Here is an 18,476-nt window from a genome sequence, read left to right as displayed (position 1 = left end):
GACAGGTGGGCTAGGCGGCTCGCTGCCTGTCACTTCAGCCCGCGGATGTTGTCGAGCTTTTCGCCCAGACGCACAAGAGGCCGGAAGGTATTGTCGATGGCGTTCATCATGCCTTGATGGACGAAATCCAGTCCTCTTTCGATCCTGTTCCGTGCCCGGTAGCTTTCCCTGCCGTAGGCTTCCAGTGCCCAGTCCCTGCCGTGGAGGAAGGTGAACATGGCGGTATTGAGCGCATCGATCTCGCCGTGCCATTCGACGTTGAAGAACATGTCGGAAAACTGCTTGTCGTCCATGATGCCGAAGCATGTTTCCAGCACGGTCTGTTCGCTTGCTTGCAGCGCTACGTTGGCAAAGCAGGTATCCGACTGGAACATGCGCATGGGGGATGAGTCCTCTGTATCCAGGTTGATGGCCTCGCTTTCCTCGCCTTCGAGGATGAGTACCGGGTACGAGTCCGGATTTTCGCCCAGGCCGATGAGATGTGTGACCTGCTCCAGGGTGTCGGGGGCAAGCGGGTATTCGCCTGGTGGGACGAGCAGGATGGTGGCGTCACCGATGTCGTCGAAATCGGTCGTGACGAGGATCGGGCTGTCTTCTTCCGGTTCGAGGCAGGCTGACAACTGGACGAGGCCGATGGCAAGACCGCTGCCGAGGGAGCGCAGCACCATGAGAGCGTGTTCGTGCTCTTGCGGCGTGGCATGGCGGTTTGGCGCGTGGATCGGGGTGGGCGTGGTTTCCATGTTCGACTCCTGGCAAGGAAGGCTGTTCGGGCAGCCAGTATCGCGAGGCGGCACGACAGGTCGTGTCATGGTTCCAGGCGCCGCGTAATCGGCGGAAGACGCTGAGGCCGGGTTTGGCCGGCGGTGCGGAGGGAGGCCGGTGGCCACGGTGTATCATTCGGCTCCGGATCGAATCCGGCTTCTGGAGAATGACAACAATGGCCGAACCCGTGGCCCTGCCGGCATCGGCACTGCGTACCTATTGCGACCCAGCCTGCTTCACCTTCGACACCACCGAATCCCTCGACGATCCATCCGGCGGCCACGCCGGCGACCTCGGCCAGGCGCGCGCCGTCGAGGCCATCAGGTTCGGCCTCGCCATGGGCCACAGCGGCTACCATGTATTCGTGCTGGGCGAGCCGGGCAGCGGCAAGCATGCCACCACCTTCCGCCTGCTGCGCGAACGCGCGGCGACCGAAGCGGTGCCGCCGGACCTGTGCTACCTGCACAACTTCGACGAGGCGCTGAAGCCCAGGCTGCTTGCCTTGCCCGCCGGGCGCGGCGCCACGCTGCGCAGCCACATGCAGACCTTCATCCGCGAGCTCGGCCCGGCACTGGGCGCGGCGCTCGACAGCGAGGCCCACAGCGAGCGCGTCGAGGCGCTGCAGAATGCCCACAAGGCGCGCGAGGACGGCGCGCTGCGCGAGCTCGGCGAAGCCTGCGGCGCCGAATCGATCTCGCTGCTGCAGACGCCGGAAGGCTTCGTCTTCGCGCCCACCCGCGAGGGCGAGGTGATGTCGCCCGAAGCGTTCGAGGCGCTGCCCGAGGAGGAACGCAAGGCCATCGAGGCGCGCGTCACCGCCTGGAGCGAGAAGCTCGAAGACCTGCTCAACGATTTCCCCGGCTGGCGCAAGGCGGTGCGCGAGTCGATCGAGCGCGCCGAAGCCGAAGTGCTGGGGCCGGCGGTGTCGCATCTGCTGCGCGAAGTGCGCGAGGCGCACGCCGACCTGCCCGAAGTGCTGGGTTTTCTCGATGCGGTGCAAAAGGACGTGCTCGACAGCGCGATCCGGGGCACGATGCTCGACGAGATGGACGAGGACGCCACCGAGTCCGAGGAGGCAGCCCGTTACCAGCGCTACCAGGTCAAGCTGCTGGTTGATCATTCGGCTTCGCAGGGGGCGCCGGTGGTGTTCGAGAACAACCCCGGCTACGGCAACCTGATCGGCCGCATCGAGCACGTCGTGCAGCAGGGCAACCAGGTCACCCATTTCAATCTGATCCGCGCCGGCGCATTGCACCGCGCCAATGGCGGCTATCTGGTGCTCGACGCCGAGCGCCTGCTGACCCAGCCCTATGCCTGGGAAGGCCTGAAGCGCTGCCTGCGCGCGGGCGAGATCCGCATCGAGCCGCCGGCCGAGGCGCAGGGCTGGAGCGGTGCGCTGACGCTGGAGCCGGAGGCGGTACCGAGCGCGCTGAAAGTGGTGCTGATCGGCGACCGCGACATCTACTACCTGCTGATGGACAACGACCCGGAGTTCGCCGACCTGTTCAAGGTCGCGGCCGACTTCGACGACGACCTGCCGCGCACGCCCGACAATGAATGCGAGTACGCCCGCCTGATGGCGCTGCTGGTGCGCAGCGCCAAGCTGCTGCCGATCGACCGCAGCGGCGTCGCGCGGCTGGTGGAGGAGGGCGCGCGCCTGGCCGAGGATGCCGGCCGGCTGTCGCTGAACACCCGCGCGCTGTCCGACTTGATGCGCGAAGCGGACCACCAGGCGCGGCTGAAGGGCCTGGCCGCCACCGGCCGTGCCGAAGTCGAAGCCGCGCTGGAGGCGCGCGCGCGGCGCTGCAACCGCTACCCGTCCCGTGTGCGCGAATCCATCCTCGACGGCACGACGCTGATCTCCACCGACGGCGAGCGTGCCGGCCAGATCAACGGCCTGGTGGTGGTCGAGCTGGCGGGCGAGCGCTTCGGCCATCCGGTGCGCATCACCGCGACCGTGCGCATGGGCGAGGGCGATGTGGTCGACATCGAGCGCGAGACCGAACTGGGCGGCGCCATCCATTCCAAGGGCGTGCTGATCCTGTCGGCCTTCCTCGCCGCGCGCTATGCCCGCCACCAGCCGATGTCGCTGTCGGCCAGCCTGGTGTTCGAGCAGTCGTATGCGCCGGTCGAAGGCGATTCGGCCTCGCTGGCCGAACTGTGCGCGCTGCTGTCGGCGCTGACGCAGATTCCGATCCAACAGCGCTTCGCCATCACCGGCTCGGTGAACCAGTTCGGCGAAGTGCAGGTGATCGGCGGCGTCAACGAAAAGATCGAAGGCTTCTACGACCTGTGCACGGCGCGCGGGCTGGACGGCAGCCACGGCGTCGTCATCCCCGCCGCCAGCGTGCGCCACCTGATGCTGCGCGAGGACGTGGTGCAGGCGGCGGAGCAGGGCCTGTTCCACATCCATGCGGTGAAGACGGTCGATGAGGCGATGACCGTGCTGACCGGCGTGGAAGCGGGCGAACCCGACGCCAAGGGCGTGATTCCCAAGGGCACGCTGAACCACAAGGTCGCCGCCGTGCTGGCCGAGATGACTGCCGCGCGCCACGCCCATGCCGATGCGGAAGGCGCAGTGGGCTCGCGCCAGCATCGCCGGCGTCACAGCGTCTGAGGCAGGGCGCGCGTCAGGGCAGGGGAAAGGGCAGCAGCTCCGCGCCGCCCGCCGCGGGGATGCAGCGGGCGTGGGCGAAGTCGTAGTCGGCGATGCGGCGCAGCCGGCCGCCGATTTCCCTGCTGGCGTAGCCGAGCAGGCTGATGCGGGTGATGCGCAGCGGCAGCGTGCCGCCGGGTGCGAACGCCGCCAGCCGGGCATGGACGGCATCCAGCGGCCATGCGCCGCGGTACAGCCCCACGGTGACGTGCGGGCGGTAGTCGGTGTGCGCCGGCAGCTGAGGAGCAAGGTTCAGGCAGGCATGCAGACCTTCGATGTGCCGGCCGCTGTCATGGACGGCGAGGTAGGGCGCGGAGGTGAAGCCGTCCAGCGCACCGATTTCGATGTCGAAGGCTTCGGGCCGCAATCCGTTCAGCGCATCGATCTGGCTGTGCAGCAGTTCGGCGCCGAAATCGTCGGCATGCACCGGCTCTGGACTCGGAAAGCCGCACAGGCCGACGGTGATGTGCGGCTGGCGCAGATAGCCGTCGAGCAGCAGCCCGGACAGGTGCCGCCGGGCCGCGGCCACGCGCCGGCGTACCGGCGCCACATCGACATCCAGCGCCCACAGCAGGTAGTACGGACGGCCCAGATGCCATTCGCTGAAGTCGCGGCGAACGTTACGGATCGTCGTGTTCGACGTCAGCGGCAGATCATGGGAGAAGGACATGGAGGGGGGCCGTCTCTATTTTTCCGAACAAACAGCACAAGCCCTCGCAGGAGCGCCGAGCCGCGAATACAGGTCGCAGGCCTGCCCGATCGGGAAGGGCCGCTATTGCAGCTCTGTTCGCGGCAAGCCGCTCCCATGAGAATCACCTGGCGGCGGCCTTCCCAAGCAGCGCCTGCGCATGATGGCGCAGGTGGTCGCCGATGAAGCTGGCGATGAAGTAGTAGCTGTGGTCGTAGCCCGGCTGCATGCGCAGCGTCAGCGGATGGCCCGCGGCCTCGCAGGCGGCCTGCAGCAGTTGCGGCTTGAGCTGGCTGTCGAGGAATTCGTCGGCGTCGCCCTGATCGACCAGCAGCGGCAGCTTCTCGCTGGCCGAGGCCACCAGTTCCACGGTGTCGTACTGCTTCCATGCCTCGCGGTCGCCGCCGAGGTAGCTCGAGAACGCCTTCTCGCCCCAGGGCACCTGCGTCGGCGCGACGATCGGCGAGAAGGCCGACACGCTGCGGTAGCGGCCGGGATTCTTCAGCGCGATGCTCAGCGCGCCGTGCCCGCCCATCGAATGTCCGCTGATGCCGCGTGCAGTGCTGGCCGGGAAGTTCGTTTCGACCAGCGCCGGCAGTTCGTCGACGATGTAGTCGTACATCCGGTAATGCTTCGCCCAGGGCTGCCGGGTGGCGTTGAGGTAGAAGCCCGCGCCCTTGCCGAGATCGTAGCCGTCCGCATCGGCGACGTCGTCGCCGCGCGGGCTGGTGTCGGGCGCGACGATGATGAGACCGTGTTCGGCAGCGTAGCGCTGTGCGCCGGCCTTGGTGACGAAGTTCTGCTCGGTGCAGGTCAGGCCGGACAGCCAGTACAGCACCGGCAGCTTCGCTCCGCCCGCCGCCTGCGGCGGCAGGTAGACGGCGAAGTTCATCTCGCAGCCCAGCACTTCGGAGCGGTGGCGATGGACGTCCTGCCAGCCGCCGAAGCAGGCGCGGTGTTCGATGCGTTGCATGCTTGCTTCCCTGTCTGGATCAGAAGTGAATGACCGAGCGGATCGACTTGCCTTCGTGCATCAGCTCGAAAGCTTCGTTGATCTTCTCCAGCCCCATGGTGTGGGTGACGAAGGGTGCGAGCTCGATGTCGCCCTTCATCGCATCCTCGACCATGCCCGGCAGCTGGCTGCGGCCCTTGACTCCGCCGAAGGCGGTGCCCATCCACTTGCGGCCGGTGACCAACTGGAACGGACGGGTGGAGATTTCCTGACCCGCGCCGGCCACGCCGATGATGACCGACTGGCCCCAGCCGCGGTGCGCGCATTCCAGCGCCGCGCGCATCACGTTGACGTTGCCGATGCACTCGAAGCTGTGGTCCACGCCCCAGCCTGTCATGTCGATGATGACCTGCTGGATCGGCTTGTCGTGGTCCTGCGGGTTCACGCAGTCGGTGGCACCGAACTGCCTGGCCAACTCGAACTTGGACGGGTTGGTGTCGATCGCGATGATGCGGCCGGCCTTGGCCTGGCGCGCGCCCTGGATCACCGCCAGGCCGATGCCGCCGAGGCCGAACACGGCCACCGAATCGCCTTCCTGCACCTTGGCGGTGTTGTGCACCGCGCCGATGCCGGTGGTGACGCCGCAGCCGAGCAGGCAGACGTGCTCGGGGTTGGCTTCCGGGTTGACCTTGGCCAGCGACACTTCGGCGACCACGGTGTATTCGGAGAAGGTCGAGCAGCCCATGTAGTGGTAGATCGGCTGGCCGTTGTAGGAGAAGCGGGTGCTGCCGTCGGGCATCACGCCCTTGCCCTGAGTGGCGCGCACCGACACGCACAGATTGGTCTTGCCGCTCTTGCAGAACAGGCATTCGCCGCATTCGGCGGTGTACAGCGGGATGACGTGGTCGCCCGGCTTGACGCTGGTCACGCCCTCGCCGACTTCGACCACGATGCCGGCGCCCTCATGGCCGAGCACGGCGGGGAAGATGCCTTCCGGATCGTCGCCGGACAGCGTGAAGGCGTCGGTGTGACAGACGCCGGTGTGGGTGATCTTCACCAGCACTTCGCCCTTGCGCGGCGGTTCGACGTCGATCTCGACGATCTTCAGCGGTTCGCCGGCGGCGAAGGCAACGGCGGCACGGGATTTGATGGTCATGGCTGCGGGCTCCTGTCGTTCTTCTGTACAGCCTGGCCGCAGGAGGCCAAGCGTCGGAACCCATGAGTATTCCAAGACAGATTGATCCAATGAATGAATAGTTTTTGATTTCAGAATTCCGGTAAATGGAATAATCAGGGGAGTTGCCCCACACAGGAAACACACGATGCTGAACCGCCTGGAAATGCTGCGGATCTTTTGCACCGCGGCCGAAACACGCAACTTCAAGGAGGCGGCGACCCGGCTCGGCGTGTCGCCTCAGGCAGTGACGCGGGCGGTGAAGGAACTCGAAGGCCACGTCGGCGAACTGCTGTTCCACCGCAACACCCGCCATACCCGCATCACCGAGTTCGGCGAACAACTTGCGGCCCGCGCGCGCATCAGCGTCAAGGGCGTGGATGAGCTGTTCGAGAGAAGCGCGAAGGAGCAGGACAGCGGCCTCAGCGGCCTGGTGCGCATCACCGCACCGCGCGCGCTGCAGCGCGACTGGCTGACGCCGGTGCTGGCCGAACTGTGTGCCCGTCATCCGGGGCTGCAGCTGGATCTGCGCCTGTCCGACCAGTTCGTGGACGTGGTGGATGAGCAGATCGACATCGGCGTGCGGCTGGGCTCGCTGCGCGACAGCCGTTTCGTCGCCCGTGCAGTGGCGCAGGTGCCTTTCCACATCGTCGGCGCGCCCTCGCTGATCGAGCGGGTCGGCACACCGCGGACTTTGCAGGAGCTGGGCGAGCGGCCGGCCACTGCCGTCATCGACCCGAACACCGGCAAGCCCTGGGTGTGGTTCCTCGCGCGCGGCCAGCAATGGCTGCCGCGTGCGCCGGCCTTCGCCACCGACGACACGCGCGCCGAAGCCGATGCGGTGCTGGCCGGCATCGGCTTCGGTCAATTGGCGGCGCCGCTGGCCCAGCCGCACCTGCGTGCCGGCCGGCTGGTCGAGGTGCTGCCCGAGCTCCGCCCCGAGCCCTGGGGGCTGTCGGTCTATCGTCCCCAGCGCGGACCGGTGGCGGCGCGGATCAGGCTGGTGTTCGACCGCCTCGTCGAGCATTTTGCTGCCGAGGCGGTCTCCTGGCTGCGCGATTGATACGCATCAGGCCTGAGACCTCTTCTTCGCGCTGTGCCACAGGCTCGCGCCGACGGCGATGGCGAGGATCACCGCGACCACGCCGAGCGAGACCAGCACCGGGATCTTGATCCACTCGACGACCAGCATCTTGGTGCCGATGAAGATCAGGATCGCCGCCAGGCCGTACTTGAGCAGCTCGAAGCGGTCGCCCAGGTCGGCGAGCAGGAAGTACATCGCGCGCAGGCCGAGGATGGCGAACAGGTTCGAGGTCAGCACGATGAAGGGGTCGGTGGTGATCGCGAAGATCGCCGGGATGCTGTCGACCGCGAAGATCACGTCCGAGATCTCGACCAGCACCAGCGCGAGGAAGAGCGGGGTGATCATGCGCACGCCGTTGCGGACGACGAAGAAGCGCTCGCCTTCCAGGCGCTCGGTGACCGGGTAGTGGTTGCGGATCCAGCGGACGAAGGGGTTCTTGTCAAGGTCGGGGTCGTGCTCGGCGAACCACACCATCTTGATGCCGGTGATCACCAGGAAGACGCCGAACACGTACAGCAGCCAGTGGAATTCGGCGATCAGCCAGCTGCCGGCGAAGATCATGATCGTGCGCAGCACGATCGCGCCGACGATGCCGTACAGCAGCACGCGGCGCTGCAGTTCCAGCGGCACGGCGAAGAAGCTGAAGATCATCATCCAGACGAAGACGTTGTCGACCGCCAGCGATTTTTCGACCAGATAGCCGGTGACGAAGGCCAGCGCCTGCTCGTTGGCGATCGCGCGGCCCATGGTGCCGTCCAGATACCACCACAGCCCGCCGGCGAACAGCAGCGACACCGTAACCCAGGCCACCGACCAGCCGGCCGCTTCCTTCAGCGATACCCGATGCTGCTTGCCGCCGCCGAAGGCGAACAGATCCACCAGCAGCATCACCACCACGATGGCGGCAAACACCGCCCACAACCACCACGTACCGATCGATTCCATTGCGTGCTCCGCACAAAACAAAAAGGGCCTGTTCCCGAAGGACACAGACCCTGCAGCTGTTTTGCGTGCACGGACCTTGCCCTTGGGCAAGGTCTCGCTTGCAACGAATCGATGTTCCGATGATCCGGTTGCCCGCAGCACCGGGAGCATGTCTGGCGACAGGCTGCCGTGATGACGATGTTGCGGCTTGAGAAGCTACTCCCCTTGAAGGCCGCGAGTGTATGCGATGCAGGGGGAAAGTCAAGCGGAACGAATCAGGCCGGGCGATGGGCGTCAGCGATACCATTTCGCCAGTTTTGCCGCGGCGGTGTTCGGGCCGAATTCGGCCATCAGCGCGCCCTGGTTCTCCGCTGCCCAGGCCACGGCACGTCCGGCGTTGCCGATGCGCCGATCCAGCAGATGGCCATCGGCGGCAAGCAGCTCGGCTGCAGTGGAGAAAGCGCCGGCGACGTTGTGCAGCGTCTGCAGCGCGCCTTCGCGCCCGGCCAGCAGCGCGGCATCGAAAGCCTGTTCGTCGAGTTGCAGCTGGCCATCGGGCGTGAAGCCCACCCCCATGTCGGTGAGGCCGAGGGCGAAGCCGCCGTTGCCCGCGCCATGGAAGATCGAACCGGCTTCGCGGCGCAGCGAAAAGCGCGCGACTTCGCCCGCCTGGTTGCCGTCGAGCAGCGCGCCGTCCTCGAAATAGGGATCGAATTCGCTGTCCCACTGGTTGTAGCGCTCGATGAAATCCCTGAGTGCAGCCTTGATGTCACCGTCCGCGCTGGCCGCCGTGAGCTGCTTCAGCCCATCGCCGGCGCTGCCCAGTTCGGCCAGCCGCTCGCGCAGGCGCGTCAGCACTTCGGCTTCGTTGCCGATCGACTCGACGCGCGTGTTGTAGCGCCGCAGGAAGGCGCTGTTGCTCGCTTCGAGCTGGGCAAGCACTGACTGCATCCGTGCCGATGTGCCGCCCGGCAGCATACCGTCCATGCCGGCGCCCGAGGCACCGGGCAGGCGCGCGCTCTGGAGCTTCAGCAGCGTCTCGAACAGGCCGGCCTGGCCGGCGCTTGCGGCCCCGCTGCTGGCATCGGCGCGCGTCAGCAGGGCGAGGGCGTTGAGACGGAAGGCGGCGAGGTCGATGTCCATGGTATGCCTCAAGATAAGCCAATCTCTTGGGGGGTTAGCATACGCCGGAATCCAGGTGAACGTCCTTGATGCTCTTTGGCACGAAGCTCGTATCGAGCCAAGGGTATTGATACCCCGTCTGCGAATTCCGCGCTGCCACTCCATTCGATATTGAAGCCGCAAATGCTGCAGAACTTCCTGACCAAGCATTGAATGAAAAAGGCCAGTATCCGCGGCACCGAAGTGGCGCTGGATTACTGGCCTGAAAGCATTGTGAATGCCATTGGCGGTTCACAGTGCGGGGTAACATGGCTCCCCGACCTGGGCTCGAACCAGGGACCTACGGATTAACAGTCCGGCGCTCTACCGACTGAGCTATCGGGGAATTGAAACTTGTGCTGAAACTCGGTGTTTGCTGCTGCCTGTCGTTTCCGTGTGAAACGGCAGGTTCTGAAGCTTTGGCTCCCCGACCTGGGCTCGAACCAGGGACCTACGGATTAACAGTCCGGCGCTCTACCGACTGAGCTATCGGGGAACAGAGGCGCGCATTATAGGAATGGTGTCGTGTCGCGTCAAGGTGGAGCGGTGATTTTTCCTGCTTTCACCGCTCCGTCTCGATCCTTGCTCAGCCCTTGACGACCTGGGCGATGGCCTTGGCGACGTAGCCGATGTTCTTCGAGTTCAGTGCGGCCAGGCAGATGCGGCCGGTCGACACGGCGTAGATGCCGAAATCGGCCTTCAGCTTCTCGACCTGCCCGGCGCTCAGGCCGGTGTAGGAGAACATGCCGCGCTGCTTGATGACGAAGGAGAAGTCCTGGGCCACGCCTGCGGCCTTCAACTGCTCGACCAGGCTGGTGCGCATGGCGCGGATGCGGTCGCGCATGCCGGCCAGTTCGTCTTCCCACTGCTGGCGCAGCTCGGGCGAGTTGAGCACCGCGGCGACGATGGCGCCGCCGTGGATCGGCGGGTTGGAGTAGTTGGTGCGGATCACGCGCTTGACCTGCGACAGCACGCGGCCGGCTTCTTCCTTGCTGGCGGTGACGATCGACAGCGCGCCGACACGCTCGCCGTACAGCGAGAAGCTCTTGGAGAACGAGCTGGAGACGAAGAACTGCAGGCCACTGGCCGAGAACGCGCGCACGGCCACGGCGTCGGCGTCGATGCCGTCGGCGAAGCCCTGGTAGGCCATGTCGAGGAAAGGCACCAGGCCACGGCTGCGGCACACGGCAACGACTTCGTCCCACTGGGCGTCGGACAGGTCGGCGCCGGTGGGGTTGTGGCAGCAGGCGTGCAGCACGATGATCGAGCCGGCGGGGGCGGCTTCGAGGCTGGCCTTCATGCCGGCGAAGTTCACGCCGCGGGTGGCGGCATCGTAGTAGGCGTAGGTCTGCACCGGGAAGCCGGCCGATTCGAACAGGGCGCGGTGGTTTTCCCAGCTCGGGTCGGAGATGTAGACGCTGGCGCCGGGCAGCAGGCGCTTCAGGTAGTCGGCGCCGACCTTCAGCGCGCCGGTGCCGCCGAGTGCTTCGACGGTGACGACCTGGCCGCTGGTGGCCAGCGCGGAGTCCTTGCCGAACAGTAGGTTCTGCACGGCGCCGTTGTAGGCGGCCGGACCTTCGATCGGCTGGTAGCCGCGCGGCGGCTGGGCTTCGAGGCGAGCCTTCTCGGCCGCGCGGACGGCGGCCAGCAGCGGAATCTTGCCGTTGTCGTCGTAGTAGACGCCGACGCCGAGGTTGACCTTCTCTGCGCGGGTGTCGGCGGCGAAGGCCTCGTTCAGGCCAAGGATCGGGTCACGGGGCGCCATCTCGACGGCGGCGAAGATCGAAGCAGACATGAGGACTCCAGGGGTTCTACGGTGGCGAGGCCGCGTAACAGGAACGGCATGGGCCGTGCCTTGTCGCGCGATTTGGGAAATAATCGGCGTTTTCGTCCGGCGCGCCGTTCTTGGTGCACCGCACACGCAAGGCGAAATATTAGCATGACGAGTCATGGCAACAGCGAAGGAAGCACCGCGTCCGGCAGCCCGGCGAACGGACCGCAGGTGGTGAGCTACGAAGGCAGTCCTTTCCGCCTGCACCAGCCGTTTCCACCCGCCGGCGACCAGCCCGAGGCGATCCGCCTGCTGTGCGAAGGGGTCGAGGACGGGCTGATGTACCAGACCCTGCTGGGCGTGACCGGCTCGGGCAAGACCTACACGATGGCCAACGTCATCGCCCGCATGGGCCGGCCGGCGCTGGTGTTGGCACCGAACAAGACGCTGGCGGCGCAGTTGTACGCCGAGTTCAAGGAGTTCCTGCCCGAGAATGCGGTGGAGTACTTCGTCAGCTACTACGACTACTACCAGCCCGAAGCCTACGTGCCCTCGCGCGACCTCTTCATCGAGAAGGACTCGTCGATCAACGAGCACATCGAGCAGATGCGGCTGTCGGCGACCAAGAGCCTGATGGAGCGGCGCGACGTGGTGATCGTGGCCACGGTGTCGTGCATCTACGGCATCGGCGACCCGGTCGATTACCACGCGATGATCCTGCACCTGCGCGAAGGCGAGCGCATGGCGCACCGCGACCTGATCCAGCGCCTGGTGGCGATGCAGTACACCCGCGCCGACATCGACTTCCGCCGCGGCACCTTCCGCGTGCGCGGCGACGTCATCGACGTGTTTCCGGCGGAAAACGCCGAGCTGGCGGTGCGCATCGAGATGTTCGACGACGAGATCGAGCACCTGACGCTGTTCGACCCGCTCACCGGCCACCTGCGCCACAGGCTGGCGCGCTTCACCGTCTACCCGTCCAGCCACTACGTGACGCCGCGCGCCACCGTGCTGAAGGCGGTGGAGGCGATCAAGGACGAACTGCGCGAGCGCGTCGCCTTCTTCCAGCGCGAAGGCAAGCTGGTGGAAGCGCAGCGCATCGAGCAGCGCACCCGCTTCGACCTCGAGATGCTCAACGAGATGGGCTTCTGCAAGGGCATCGAGAACTACTCGCGCCATCTTTCCGGCCGCGGGCAGGGCGAGCCGCCGCCGACGCTGATCGACTACCTGCCGGCCGATGCGCTGCTGTTCGTCGACGAATCGCACGTCGCCATCGGCCAGGTCGGCGGCATGTACAAGGGCGACCGCTCGCGCAAGGAGAACCTGGTCGGCTACGGCTTCCGCCTGCCTTCGGCGCTGGACAACCGGCCGCTGAAGTTCGACGAATTCGAGCGCCTGATGCCGCAGACCATCTTCGTTTCGGCGACGCCGGCGAAGTACGAGGAAGAGCACCAGGGCCAGGTGGTGGAGCAGGTGGTGCGCCCCACCGGGCTGATCGACCCGCTGGTGGAGGTGCGCCCGGCGATGACGCAGGTCGACGACCTGCTGTCCGAGATCAAGAAGCGGCTGGCGGTGAATGAGCGTGTGCTGGTCACCGTGCTGACCAAGCGCATGGCCGAGGACCTGACCGACTACCTGGCCGACAACGGCATCCGCGTGCGCTATCTGCATTCGGACATCGACACCGTGGAGCGGGTCGAGATCATCCGTGACCTGCGCCTGGGCGAGTTCGACGTGCTGGTGGGCATCAACCTGCTGCGCGAAGGCCTGGACATTCCCGAAGTGTCGCTGGTAGCGATCCTGGATGCGGACAAGGAAGGTTTCCTGCGTTCCGAGCGCTCGCTGATCCAGACCATCGGCCGCGCCGCGCGCCACCTGCATGGCACCGCCATCCTGTACGCCGACCGCATGACCGACTCGATGAAGGCGGCGATCGGCGAGACGGAACGCCGCCGCCAGAAACAGATCGCCTTCAACGAAGCCCACGGCATCGTGCCGAAATCGGTGACGAAGCGCATCAAGGACATCATCGACGGGGTCTATGATTCGGATGGCGCCAAGCGCGACACCGCGCGCGTGGCCGAGAAGGAGGCCGACTATGCGGTGATGGACGAGAAGGCACTGGCGCGGGCGATCAAGCGCCTGGAAAAGGAGATGCAGGAACACGCCCGCAACCTGGAGTTCGAGAAAGCCGCTGCGGCACGCGACGAGCTGTTCAAGCTTCGCCAGCGCGCGTTTGGCGCAGACCAGCACGGCAGCGTTTGACGAGGAGGGGAGGAGAGATGGTGAAAATCCTGTTCGTGTGCTCCGGCAACATCTGCCGGTCGCCGACCGCCGAGGGCATCGCCCGGCATTACATCCAGACAGGCGGGCTCGGCGGGCTGATCGAGGTCGATTCCGCGGGCACGCACGGCTACCATGTCGGCGAGGCGCCCGATCCACGCGCGCGCAAGGCGGCGCAGCAGCGCGGCTACGATCTGTCGGACCTGCGTGCGCGCAAGCTGCACGTATCCGACTTCCAGCGCTTCGACCTCGTGCTGGCGATGGATCGCGGCCATATGGAGTACATGCAGCGCATGTGCCCGGAGGTCTATCTCCCGCGCCTGGGCCTGTTCATGAGCTATGCACGCGGCAGCGAGCTCGACGAGGTGCCCGATCCGTACTACGGCGGCCCCAAGGGCTTCGACACCGTGCTGGATCTGTGCGAGAGCGGCGTGCGCGGCTTGCTGGAGAGCGTGACGACCCAGGCTTGAGCGGTCCGTGCGCCGTATCGGCGCCTGAATGAGAAAAAGGCCACCCCCGTAAGGGAGTGGCCTTTTCGCATGTGCGGATCGAACCCGCGCTCAATTGCGCGTTTCGACCTGCTGCAGCGGCTCTTCGATGATGACGGGAGCCGGGCGCGGCTTGCGGCCGAGGCGGACCGGCTGCTCCGGGGCGCCGGTGCCGAATGCCGCGCGCTTGGTCGGATCGGTCTCGATCATGACCAGGCCGTTTTCTCCCGGAACCGAGATGGGGGCGCTCGGCGCCAGGCTTGCAGCGGCTTCGGCGCTCGTCGCCTCGCCATTGGTGGTTCGGGCGGCGATGGCTGCGCGCTCGATCAGCGAAGGTACCGTGTCGGCCGGGGCTGGCGCTTCGGTTTCGACTGCCGTGCTCTCCTCGGCGACCGGCTGAGCGGCGAGCTCTACGACCGGCGCCTGCGCTACGGGAGCTTCGTCTGCCGCTGCCTCGATTGCTGCCGGCTGTTCTGCTTCGACTTCGCTTGCGAGCTTGACCGGGGCCAGCGCTTCCGCCTCGGTCACCGCGGTATCGACCGGCGCGGTATCGACCGGCGTAGTGGGGACTGCCTCAACTGTCACGGCGACGACCGGCAGCGCTGCGGCTTCTTCGGCTGTCTGCACAGCTCCTGCTGCCGGGGCAGTGGCTGCTTCGGCCGTATCCACTTCAGCCACGGCCGGTGCTTCGGCCGGCGTTGCTTCGGCTGCGGAGGCTTCGGTCTGTTCAGCCGGAGCTTGCGCTTCGGCCTGGGCCGGCTGTTCGATCACCTCTGCAGCGGTTTCAGCAGCGACGGGCGCGGCTTCCGCGGCAGGGCTTTCCTCGACCGGAGCGGCAGGAGCGGCGCTGGCGTCTTCGGCGGTCGCAGCGTCTTCGCCTGCTGCGCCTGTTTCCGTGCTGCCTTGCGCTGCGGCATCCGCCAGGGCTTCGCCCGTGCGGCGGCCACGGCCGCGGCCGCGGCGGCGGCGCTTTTCGCCGGACGCGCCTTCTTCGCCGCTGGCGGCGTCGGCCGGGGCGGCCTCAGCAGCGGTGGCGGCGGCAACGGTGGTCAATGCGGCGGCGGACTTCAGCAGTTCGTCGTTGCCCTCGGCTGCCAGGGCACCGGCCGGCAGGGTTTCGGCTGCGCGTTCGTTGCTGCGTTCGCCACGGCTGCGGCCACGGCCGCGGCCTTCGGTGCGTTCACTGCTGCGTTCGGCCTTTTCGGCGCGCTGCGGCTTGTCGGCGGCCTCGGCGCGTTCCTGGCGTTCGCCGCGCGTGCTACGGCCGGGCTGTGCGTCGCCATCGCGTTCGCCACGGCGGCCGCGGTTGCCGCCGTTGCGGCGTCCTTCGCCAGTGCGCTCGCCACGTGCACGGGTTTCGCGTTTCGGCGCCGTTTCGGCGGCGGGGTCGGGGGCCGGGGCGGTTTGCGGCTTGGCGCCGGAGAACCAGCTCATGATGCGTGCCAGCAGCCCCTTCGGCTCGGCTGCGGCGGCGCTTTGCTCGGCCGGCTGTGCAGCGTTGGCGGCGGCCGGCGCGGGCTGGGCCGGGGCGATGCTCTTGACCGCGGCTTCCTGGCGGGCGGGGCGCTCGTTGTTCTTGCTTGGCAGGCGGGCGACGTCCTCGTCGGGCTTCTGCACCATCTGGTAGCTCGCCAGCGCGATGTCCTCGGCGTTGAGCTGGTCGTGGCGCAGGCGGATGATTTCGTGTGCCGGCGTTTCGAGGTGGCGGTTGGGGACGATGATGAGCTGCACCTTGTGGCGCATCTCGATGCGGGCGATGTCGACGCGCTTCTCGTTGAGCAGGAAGGTGGCGACGTCGACCGGCACCTGCAGGTGCACCGCGCCGGTGTTGTCCTTCATCGCTTCTTCTTCGAGGATGCGGACGATGTGCAGCGCCGACGATTCGGTGCTGCGGATGTGGCCGGTGCCGTTGCAGCGCGGGCAGGTGATGTAGCTGGTTTCGGCCAGGGCCGGGCGCAGGCGCTGGCGCGACAGTTCGAGCAGGCCGAAGCGGCTGATCTTGCCGGTCTGCACGCGGGCGCGGTCGTGGCGCAGCGCGTCGCGCAGGCGGTTCTCGACTTCGCGCTGGTTCTTGGCCGACTCCATGTCGATGAAGTCGATGACGATCAGGCCGCCGAGGTCGCGCAGGCGGAGCTGGCGGGCGATTTCGTCGGCCGCCTCGCAGTTGGTGCGGAAGGCGGTTTCCTCGATGTCCGAGCCCTTGGTGGCGCGGCCGGAGTTGACGTCGATCGACACCAGCGCCTCGGTGTGGTCGATGACGACGGCGCCGCCCGAGGGCAGGCCGACCTGGCGCGAGTAGGCCGATTCGATCTGGTGCTCGATCTGGAAGCGCGAGAACAGCGGCACGTCGTCGCTGTAGCGCTTCACCCGGGTGACGTTGGCGGGCATGACGTGGCCCATGAACTGGCAGGCCTGTTCATAGACGTCGTCGGTGTCGATCAGGATCTCGCCGATGTCGGGCTGGAAGTAGTCGCGGATCGCGCGGATCACCAGGCTGCCTTCCTGGTAGATCAGGAAAGCGCCGCTCTGGCTCTGCGCCGCGCCTTCGATCGCGCGCCACAGTTGCAGCAGGTAGCTCAAGTCCCATGACAGCTCTTCGGCGCTGCGGCCGATCGCGGCGGTGCGGGCGATCAGGCTCATGCCCTGCGGCACGTCGAGCTGGTCCATCGCTTCGCGCAGTTCGGCACGCTCGTCGCCTTCGACGCGGCGCGACACGCCGCCGCCGCGCGGGTTGTTCGGCATCAGCACCAGGTAGCGGCCGGCCAGCGAGATGTAGGTGGTGAGCGCTGCGCCCTTGTTGCCGCGCTCGTCCTTCTCGACCTGGACGATCAGTTCCTGGCCCTCCTTCAGCGCTTCCTTGATGGAGGCCTTGCCGGCGTCCACGCCGGGCTGGAAGTAGGAGCGGGAAATTTCCTTGAACGGCAGGAAGCCATGGCGCTCGGCGCCATAGTCGACGAAGGCGGCCTCGAGGCTGGGCTCGATGCGGGTGATGACCGCCTTGTAGATGTTGCTCTTGCGTTCTTCCTTCGAGGCCGATTCGATATCGAGGTCGATCAGTTTCTGACCATCCACGATTGCGACGCGCAGTTCCTCGGCCTGCGTCGCATTGAAAAGCATGCGCTTCATTTGGATCGTTCTCCCGCGTCAAAAGCACGGGCAGGACGAACGGCGCGCACCATCGCGCTTTCCGGCTTCAGGAGCGATTGGCTTGGGCTTCTGTTTGCATCCGGTGGGTTAGTCGGGCTGTGATGGGTCGGCTGGTCGATATTCTCTTGTTCCCGCCAGCGGGCCGGTCATGGGGCTGCCGGGCCGGAACATTTGATCCTGCAAGTGCGAGTAACGCGTCAAAATCCAACCCAGGGGCTGGACGGGTGTATCGAAGTTGGCGATTGCGTTACCATCGGCGCCTTTTTTGGCATTGGATGGCACGCAGCGGCGACGCCGGGAGCGCTCTTCAGGGCTCATCGCCAGCAGTTTGCCGTCGTCTTCAGGCCCGTCGTTTCGACGTACGGAGCCTCGACTGATGCACTTGGCTGGCAGCGACCGGGTCGACCGCCCGAAAGTATATTTCATGACGACTATCGAAGGCAAAAGCATTGCGGTAAGACACGAGCGCATCGACGAGGCTTCGGCCGGGCAGCGCATCGACAATTACCTGCAGCGCATCGCCAAGGGTGTGCCCAAGAGCCATATCTACCGCATCCTGCGCAGCGGCGAGGTGAGGGTGAACGGCCGGCGGGTGCAGCAGACCTACCGCCTGGCCGAAGGCGATGAAGTGCGCATTCCGCCGATCCGGGTCGCCGAACCCGTGCGCAGCGCGCCCGCGCCGGCGGGCAAGCCGCTGCCGGTAGTGTACGAGGACGACGCGCTGATCGTCATCGACAAGCCGGCGGGCAAGGCCGTGCATGGCGGCAGCGGCGTCAGCTACGGCGTCATCGAGCAGTTGCGGGTGCAGCGGCCTGAAGTGCGCATGCTCGAACTGGCGCACCGGCTCGACCGCGAGACTTCGGGCCTGCTGATCGTGGCGAAGAAGCGTTCCGCGCTGACCGCGCTGCACGACCTGCTGCGCGAAGGGTGCGTCGAGAAGCGCTACCTGACCCTGGTGGCGGGGCGCTGGAGCAACCCCTTGCAGCACGTGAAGGCGCCGCTGCTCAAGTACCTGACTGCCGAAGGCGAACGCCGCGTGCGCGTCGGCGACGAGGGCAAGCCTTCGCACAGCATCGTGCGGCTGGTGAAGCGCTGGCGCGACTACAGCCTGCTCGAAGTGGAACTGAAGACCGGCCGCACCCACCAGATCCGGGTGCATCTGACGCATCTCGGTTTTCCGCTGTGCGGCGACGACAAGTACGGCGACTTCGCCCTCAACAAGCGGCTGGAAGGCGAGGGGCTGAAGCGCATGTTCCTGCATGCGGCGCGGCTCTCGTTCCAGCACCCGTTGACTGGCGAGGCGCTGTCCTTCGAGGCGGCGCTGCCGCCGGAACTGCAATCCTTCATCGACGCCCTGGGCGTCGCGGAGAAGACGAGTGGCTGAGC

Annotated in this window: 14 protein-coding genes and 2 tRNA genes; 5 read left to right on the top strand and 11 right to left on the bottom strand. The window is 66.6% G+C overall.

Annotated elements, in window-relative coordinates:
• Positions 1 to 29: 29 nt before the first annotated feature.
• Positions 30 to 887 (bottom strand): hypothetical protein, encoded by an 858-nt coding sequence (locus TBU01S_RS00385; protein ID WP_157659062.1) that lies wholly within the window; start codon positions 885 to 887, stop codon positions 30 to 32.
• A gap of 50 nt (positions 888 to 937) precedes the next feature.
• On the opposite strand from TBU01S_RS00385, the gene TBU01S_RS00380 reads away from it, so the two are divergent.
• Positions 938 to 3,379, top strand: coding sequence for a Lon protease family protein (locus tag TBU01S_RS00380; protein ID WP_068634658.1), 2,442 nt, complete (start codon positions 938 to 940; stop codon positions 3,377 to 3,379).
• A 13-nt stretch (positions 3,380 to 3,392) separates the two neighbouring features.
• Here the strand turns inward: TBU01S_RS00380 and TBU01S_RS00375 are convergent, their stop codons facing one another.
• The 3 genes from TBU01S_RS00375 to TBU01S_RS00365 all read right to left on the bottom strand — a co-directional run bounded on the left by TBU01S_RS00375 (position 3,393) and on the right by TBU01S_RS00365 (position 6,208).
• The gene (locus tag TBU01S_RS00375; protein ID WP_068634657.1) at positions 3,393 to 4,088 is read right to left on the bottom strand and encodes a 2'-5' RNA ligase family protein; all 696 of its coding nucleotides are present in this window, start codon (positions 4,086 to 4,088) and stop codon (positions 3,393 to 3,395) included.
• A gap of 142 nt (positions 4,089 to 4,230) precedes the next feature.
• Positions 4,231 to 5,079: an S-formylglutathione hydrolase gene (fghA, locus tag TBU01S_RS00370; RefSeq protein ID WP_068634656.1), complete on the bottom strand. Its 849-nt coding sequence runs from the start codon at positions 5,077 to 5,079 to the stop codon at positions 4,231 to 4,233.
• 19 nt (positions 5,080 to 5,098) lie between these two features.
• A complete protein-coding gene (locus TBU01S_RS00365; protein ID WP_068634823.1) occupies positions 5,099 to 6,208 on the bottom strand; it encodes an S-(hydroxymethyl)glutathione dehydrogenase/class III alcohol dehydrogenase in 1,110 nt (369 codons plus the stop codon).
• Between the two features lie 172 nt (positions 6,209 to 6,380).
• On the opposite strand from TBU01S_RS00365, the gene TBU01S_RS00360 reads away from it, so the two are divergent.
• Positions 6,381 to 7,295, top strand: a complete 915-nt coding sequence (locus TBU01S_RS00360; protein ID WP_068634655.1) for a LysR family transcriptional regulator — start codon at positions 6,381 to 6,383, stop codon at positions 7,293 to 7,295.
• A gap of 6 nt (positions 7,296 to 7,301) precedes the next feature.
• Here TBU01S_RS00360 and TBU01S_RS00355 read toward each other — a convergent pair whose 3' ends face one another.
• From TBU01S_RS00355 to TBU01S_RS00335, 5 genes are all read right to left on the bottom strand, one after another.
• Complete coding sequence (locus TBU01S_RS00355; protein ID WP_068634654.1) at positions 7,302 to 8,261, bottom strand: TerC family protein; 960 nt, start codon at positions 8,259 to 8,261, stop codon at positions 7,302 to 7,304.
• A gap of 273 nt (positions 8,262 to 8,534) precedes the next feature.
• Positions 8,535 to 9,383 (bottom strand): hypothetical protein, encoded by an 849-nt coding sequence (locus tag TBU01S_RS00350; protein ID WP_068634653.1) that lies wholly within the window; start codon positions 9,381 to 9,383, stop codon positions 8,535 to 8,537.
• Between the two features lie 288 nt (positions 9,384 to 9,671).
• A tRNA-Asn gene (locus TBU01S_RS00345) sits at positions 9,672 to 9,747 on the bottom strand.
• A 74-nt stretch (positions 9,748 to 9,821) separates the two neighbouring features.
• Positions 9,822 to 9,897: transfer RNA gene (locus TBU01S_RS00340), tRNA-Asn, on the bottom strand.
• 90 nt (positions 9,898 to 9,987) lie between these two features.
• The gene (locus tag TBU01S_RS00335; protein ID WP_068634652.1) at positions 9,988 to 11,196 is read right to left on the bottom strand and encodes an amino acid aminotransferase; all 1,209 of its coding nucleotides are present in this window, start codon (positions 11,194 to 11,196) and stop codon (positions 9,988 to 9,990) included.
• A gap of 144 nt (positions 11,197 to 11,340) precedes the next feature.
• Here TBU01S_RS00335 and uvrB point away from each other — a divergent pair, with 144 nt between their 5' ends.
• Together uvrB and TBU01S_RS00325 are read left to right on the top strand one after the other, a co-directional pair.
• Positions 11,341 to 13,437 carry an excinuclease ABC subunit UvrB gene (gene uvrB / locus TBU01S_RS00330; protein ID WP_068634651.1) on the top strand — a complete coding sequence of 699 codons (2,097 nt, stop codon included), beginning with the start codon at positions 11,341 to 11,343 and terminating at the stop codon, positions 13,435 to 13,437.
• 17 nt (positions 13,438 to 13,454) lie between these two features.
• Entirely contained in the window at positions 13,455 to 13,925 is a 471-nt protein-coding gene (locus TBU01S_RS00325; protein ID WP_068634650.1) for a low molecular weight protein-tyrosine-phosphatase, read from the top strand.
• 90 nt (positions 13,926 to 14,015) lie between these two features.
• Here the strand turns inward: TBU01S_RS00325 and TBU01S_RS00320 are convergent, their stop codons facing one another.
• The gene (locus TBU01S_RS00320) at positions 14,016 to 17,069 is read right to left on the bottom strand and encodes an Rne/Rng family ribonuclease (protein ID WP_068634649.1); all 3,054 of its coding nucleotides are present in this window, start codon (positions 17,067 to 17,069) and stop codon (positions 14,016 to 14,018) included.
• A 108-nt stretch (positions 17,070 to 17,177) separates the two neighbouring features.
• Complete coding sequence (locus TBU01S_RS22810; RefSeq protein WP_245650801.1) at positions 17,178 to 17,516, bottom strand: hypothetical protein; 339 nt, start codon at positions 17,514 to 17,516, stop codon at positions 17,178 to 17,180.
• Between TBU01S_RS22810 and TBU01S_RS00315 the strand changes: the two genes are divergently transcribed.
• Positions 17,515 to 18,474, top strand: coding sequence for an RluA family pseudouridine synthase (locus TBU01S_RS00315; protein WP_068634822.1), 960 nt, complete (start codon positions 17,515 to 17,517; stop codon positions 18,472 to 18,474). The genes TBU01S_RS22810 and TBU01S_RS00315 overlap by 2 nt on opposite strands.
• Positions 18,475 to 18,476 lie beyond the last annotated feature (2 nt).

Origin of the sequence: Thauera butanivorans NBRC 103042, assembly GCF_001591165.1 — a bacterium.
Taxonomy (GTDB): domain Bacteria; phylum Pseudomonadota; class Gammaproteobacteria; order Burkholderiales; family Rhodocyclaceae; genus Thauera; species Thauera butanivorans.
This window is presented reverse-complemented; position numbering and strand designations above follow the sequence as displayed.

Excerpts from the sequence above, each read along its gene's own strand:
- TBU01S_RS00380 (WP_068634658.1), top strand. The coding sequence starts at position 938 with ATGGCCGAACCCGTGGCCCTGCCGGCATCGGCACTGCGTACCTATTGC.
- TBU01S_RS00375 (WP_068634657.1), bottom strand. The coding sequence starts at position 4,088 with ATGTCCTTCTCCCATGATCTGCCGCTGACGTCGAACACGACGATCCGT.
- fghA (WP_068634656.1), bottom strand. The coding sequence starts at position 5,079 with ATGCAACGCATCGAACACCGCGCCTGCTTCGGCGGCTGGCAGGACGTC.
- TBU01S_RS00360 (WP_068634655.1), top strand. The coding sequence starts at position 6,381 with ATGCTGAACCGCCTGGAAATGCTGCGGATCTTTTGCACCGCGGCCGAA.
- TBU01S_RS00355 (WP_068634654.1), bottom strand. The coding sequence starts at position 8,261 with ATGGAATCGATCGGTACGTGGTGGTTGTGGGCGGTGTTTGCCGCCATC.
- TBU01S_RS00350 (WP_068634653.1), bottom strand. The coding sequence starts at position 9,383 with ATGGACATCGACCTCGCCGCCTTCCGTCTCAACGCCCTCGCCCTGCTG.
- TBU01S_RS00335 (WP_068634652.1), bottom strand. The coding sequence starts at position 11,196 with ATGTCTGCTTCGATCTTCGCCGCCGTCGAGATGGCGCCCCGTGACCCG.
- uvrB (WP_068634651.1), top strand. The coding sequence starts at position 11,341 with ATGACGAGTCATGGCAACAGCGAAGGAAGCACCGCGTCCGGCAGCCCG.
- TBU01S_RS00325 (WP_068634650.1), top strand. The coding sequence starts at position 13,455 with ATGGTGAAAATCCTGTTCGTGTGCTCCGGCAACATCTGCCGGTCGCCG.
- TBU01S_RS00320 (WP_068634649.1), bottom strand. The coding sequence starts at position 17,069 with ATGAAGCGCATGCTTTTCAATGCGACGCAGGCCGAGGAACTGCGCGTC.
- TBU01S_RS00315 (WP_068634822.1), top strand. The coding sequence starts at position 17,515 with ATGACGACTATCGAAGGCAAAAGCATTGCGGTAAGACACGAGCGCATC.
- TBU01S_RS22810 (WP_245650801.1), bottom strand. The coding sequence starts at position 17,516 with ATGAAATATACTTTCGGGCGGTCGACCCGGTCGCTGCCAGCCAAGTGC.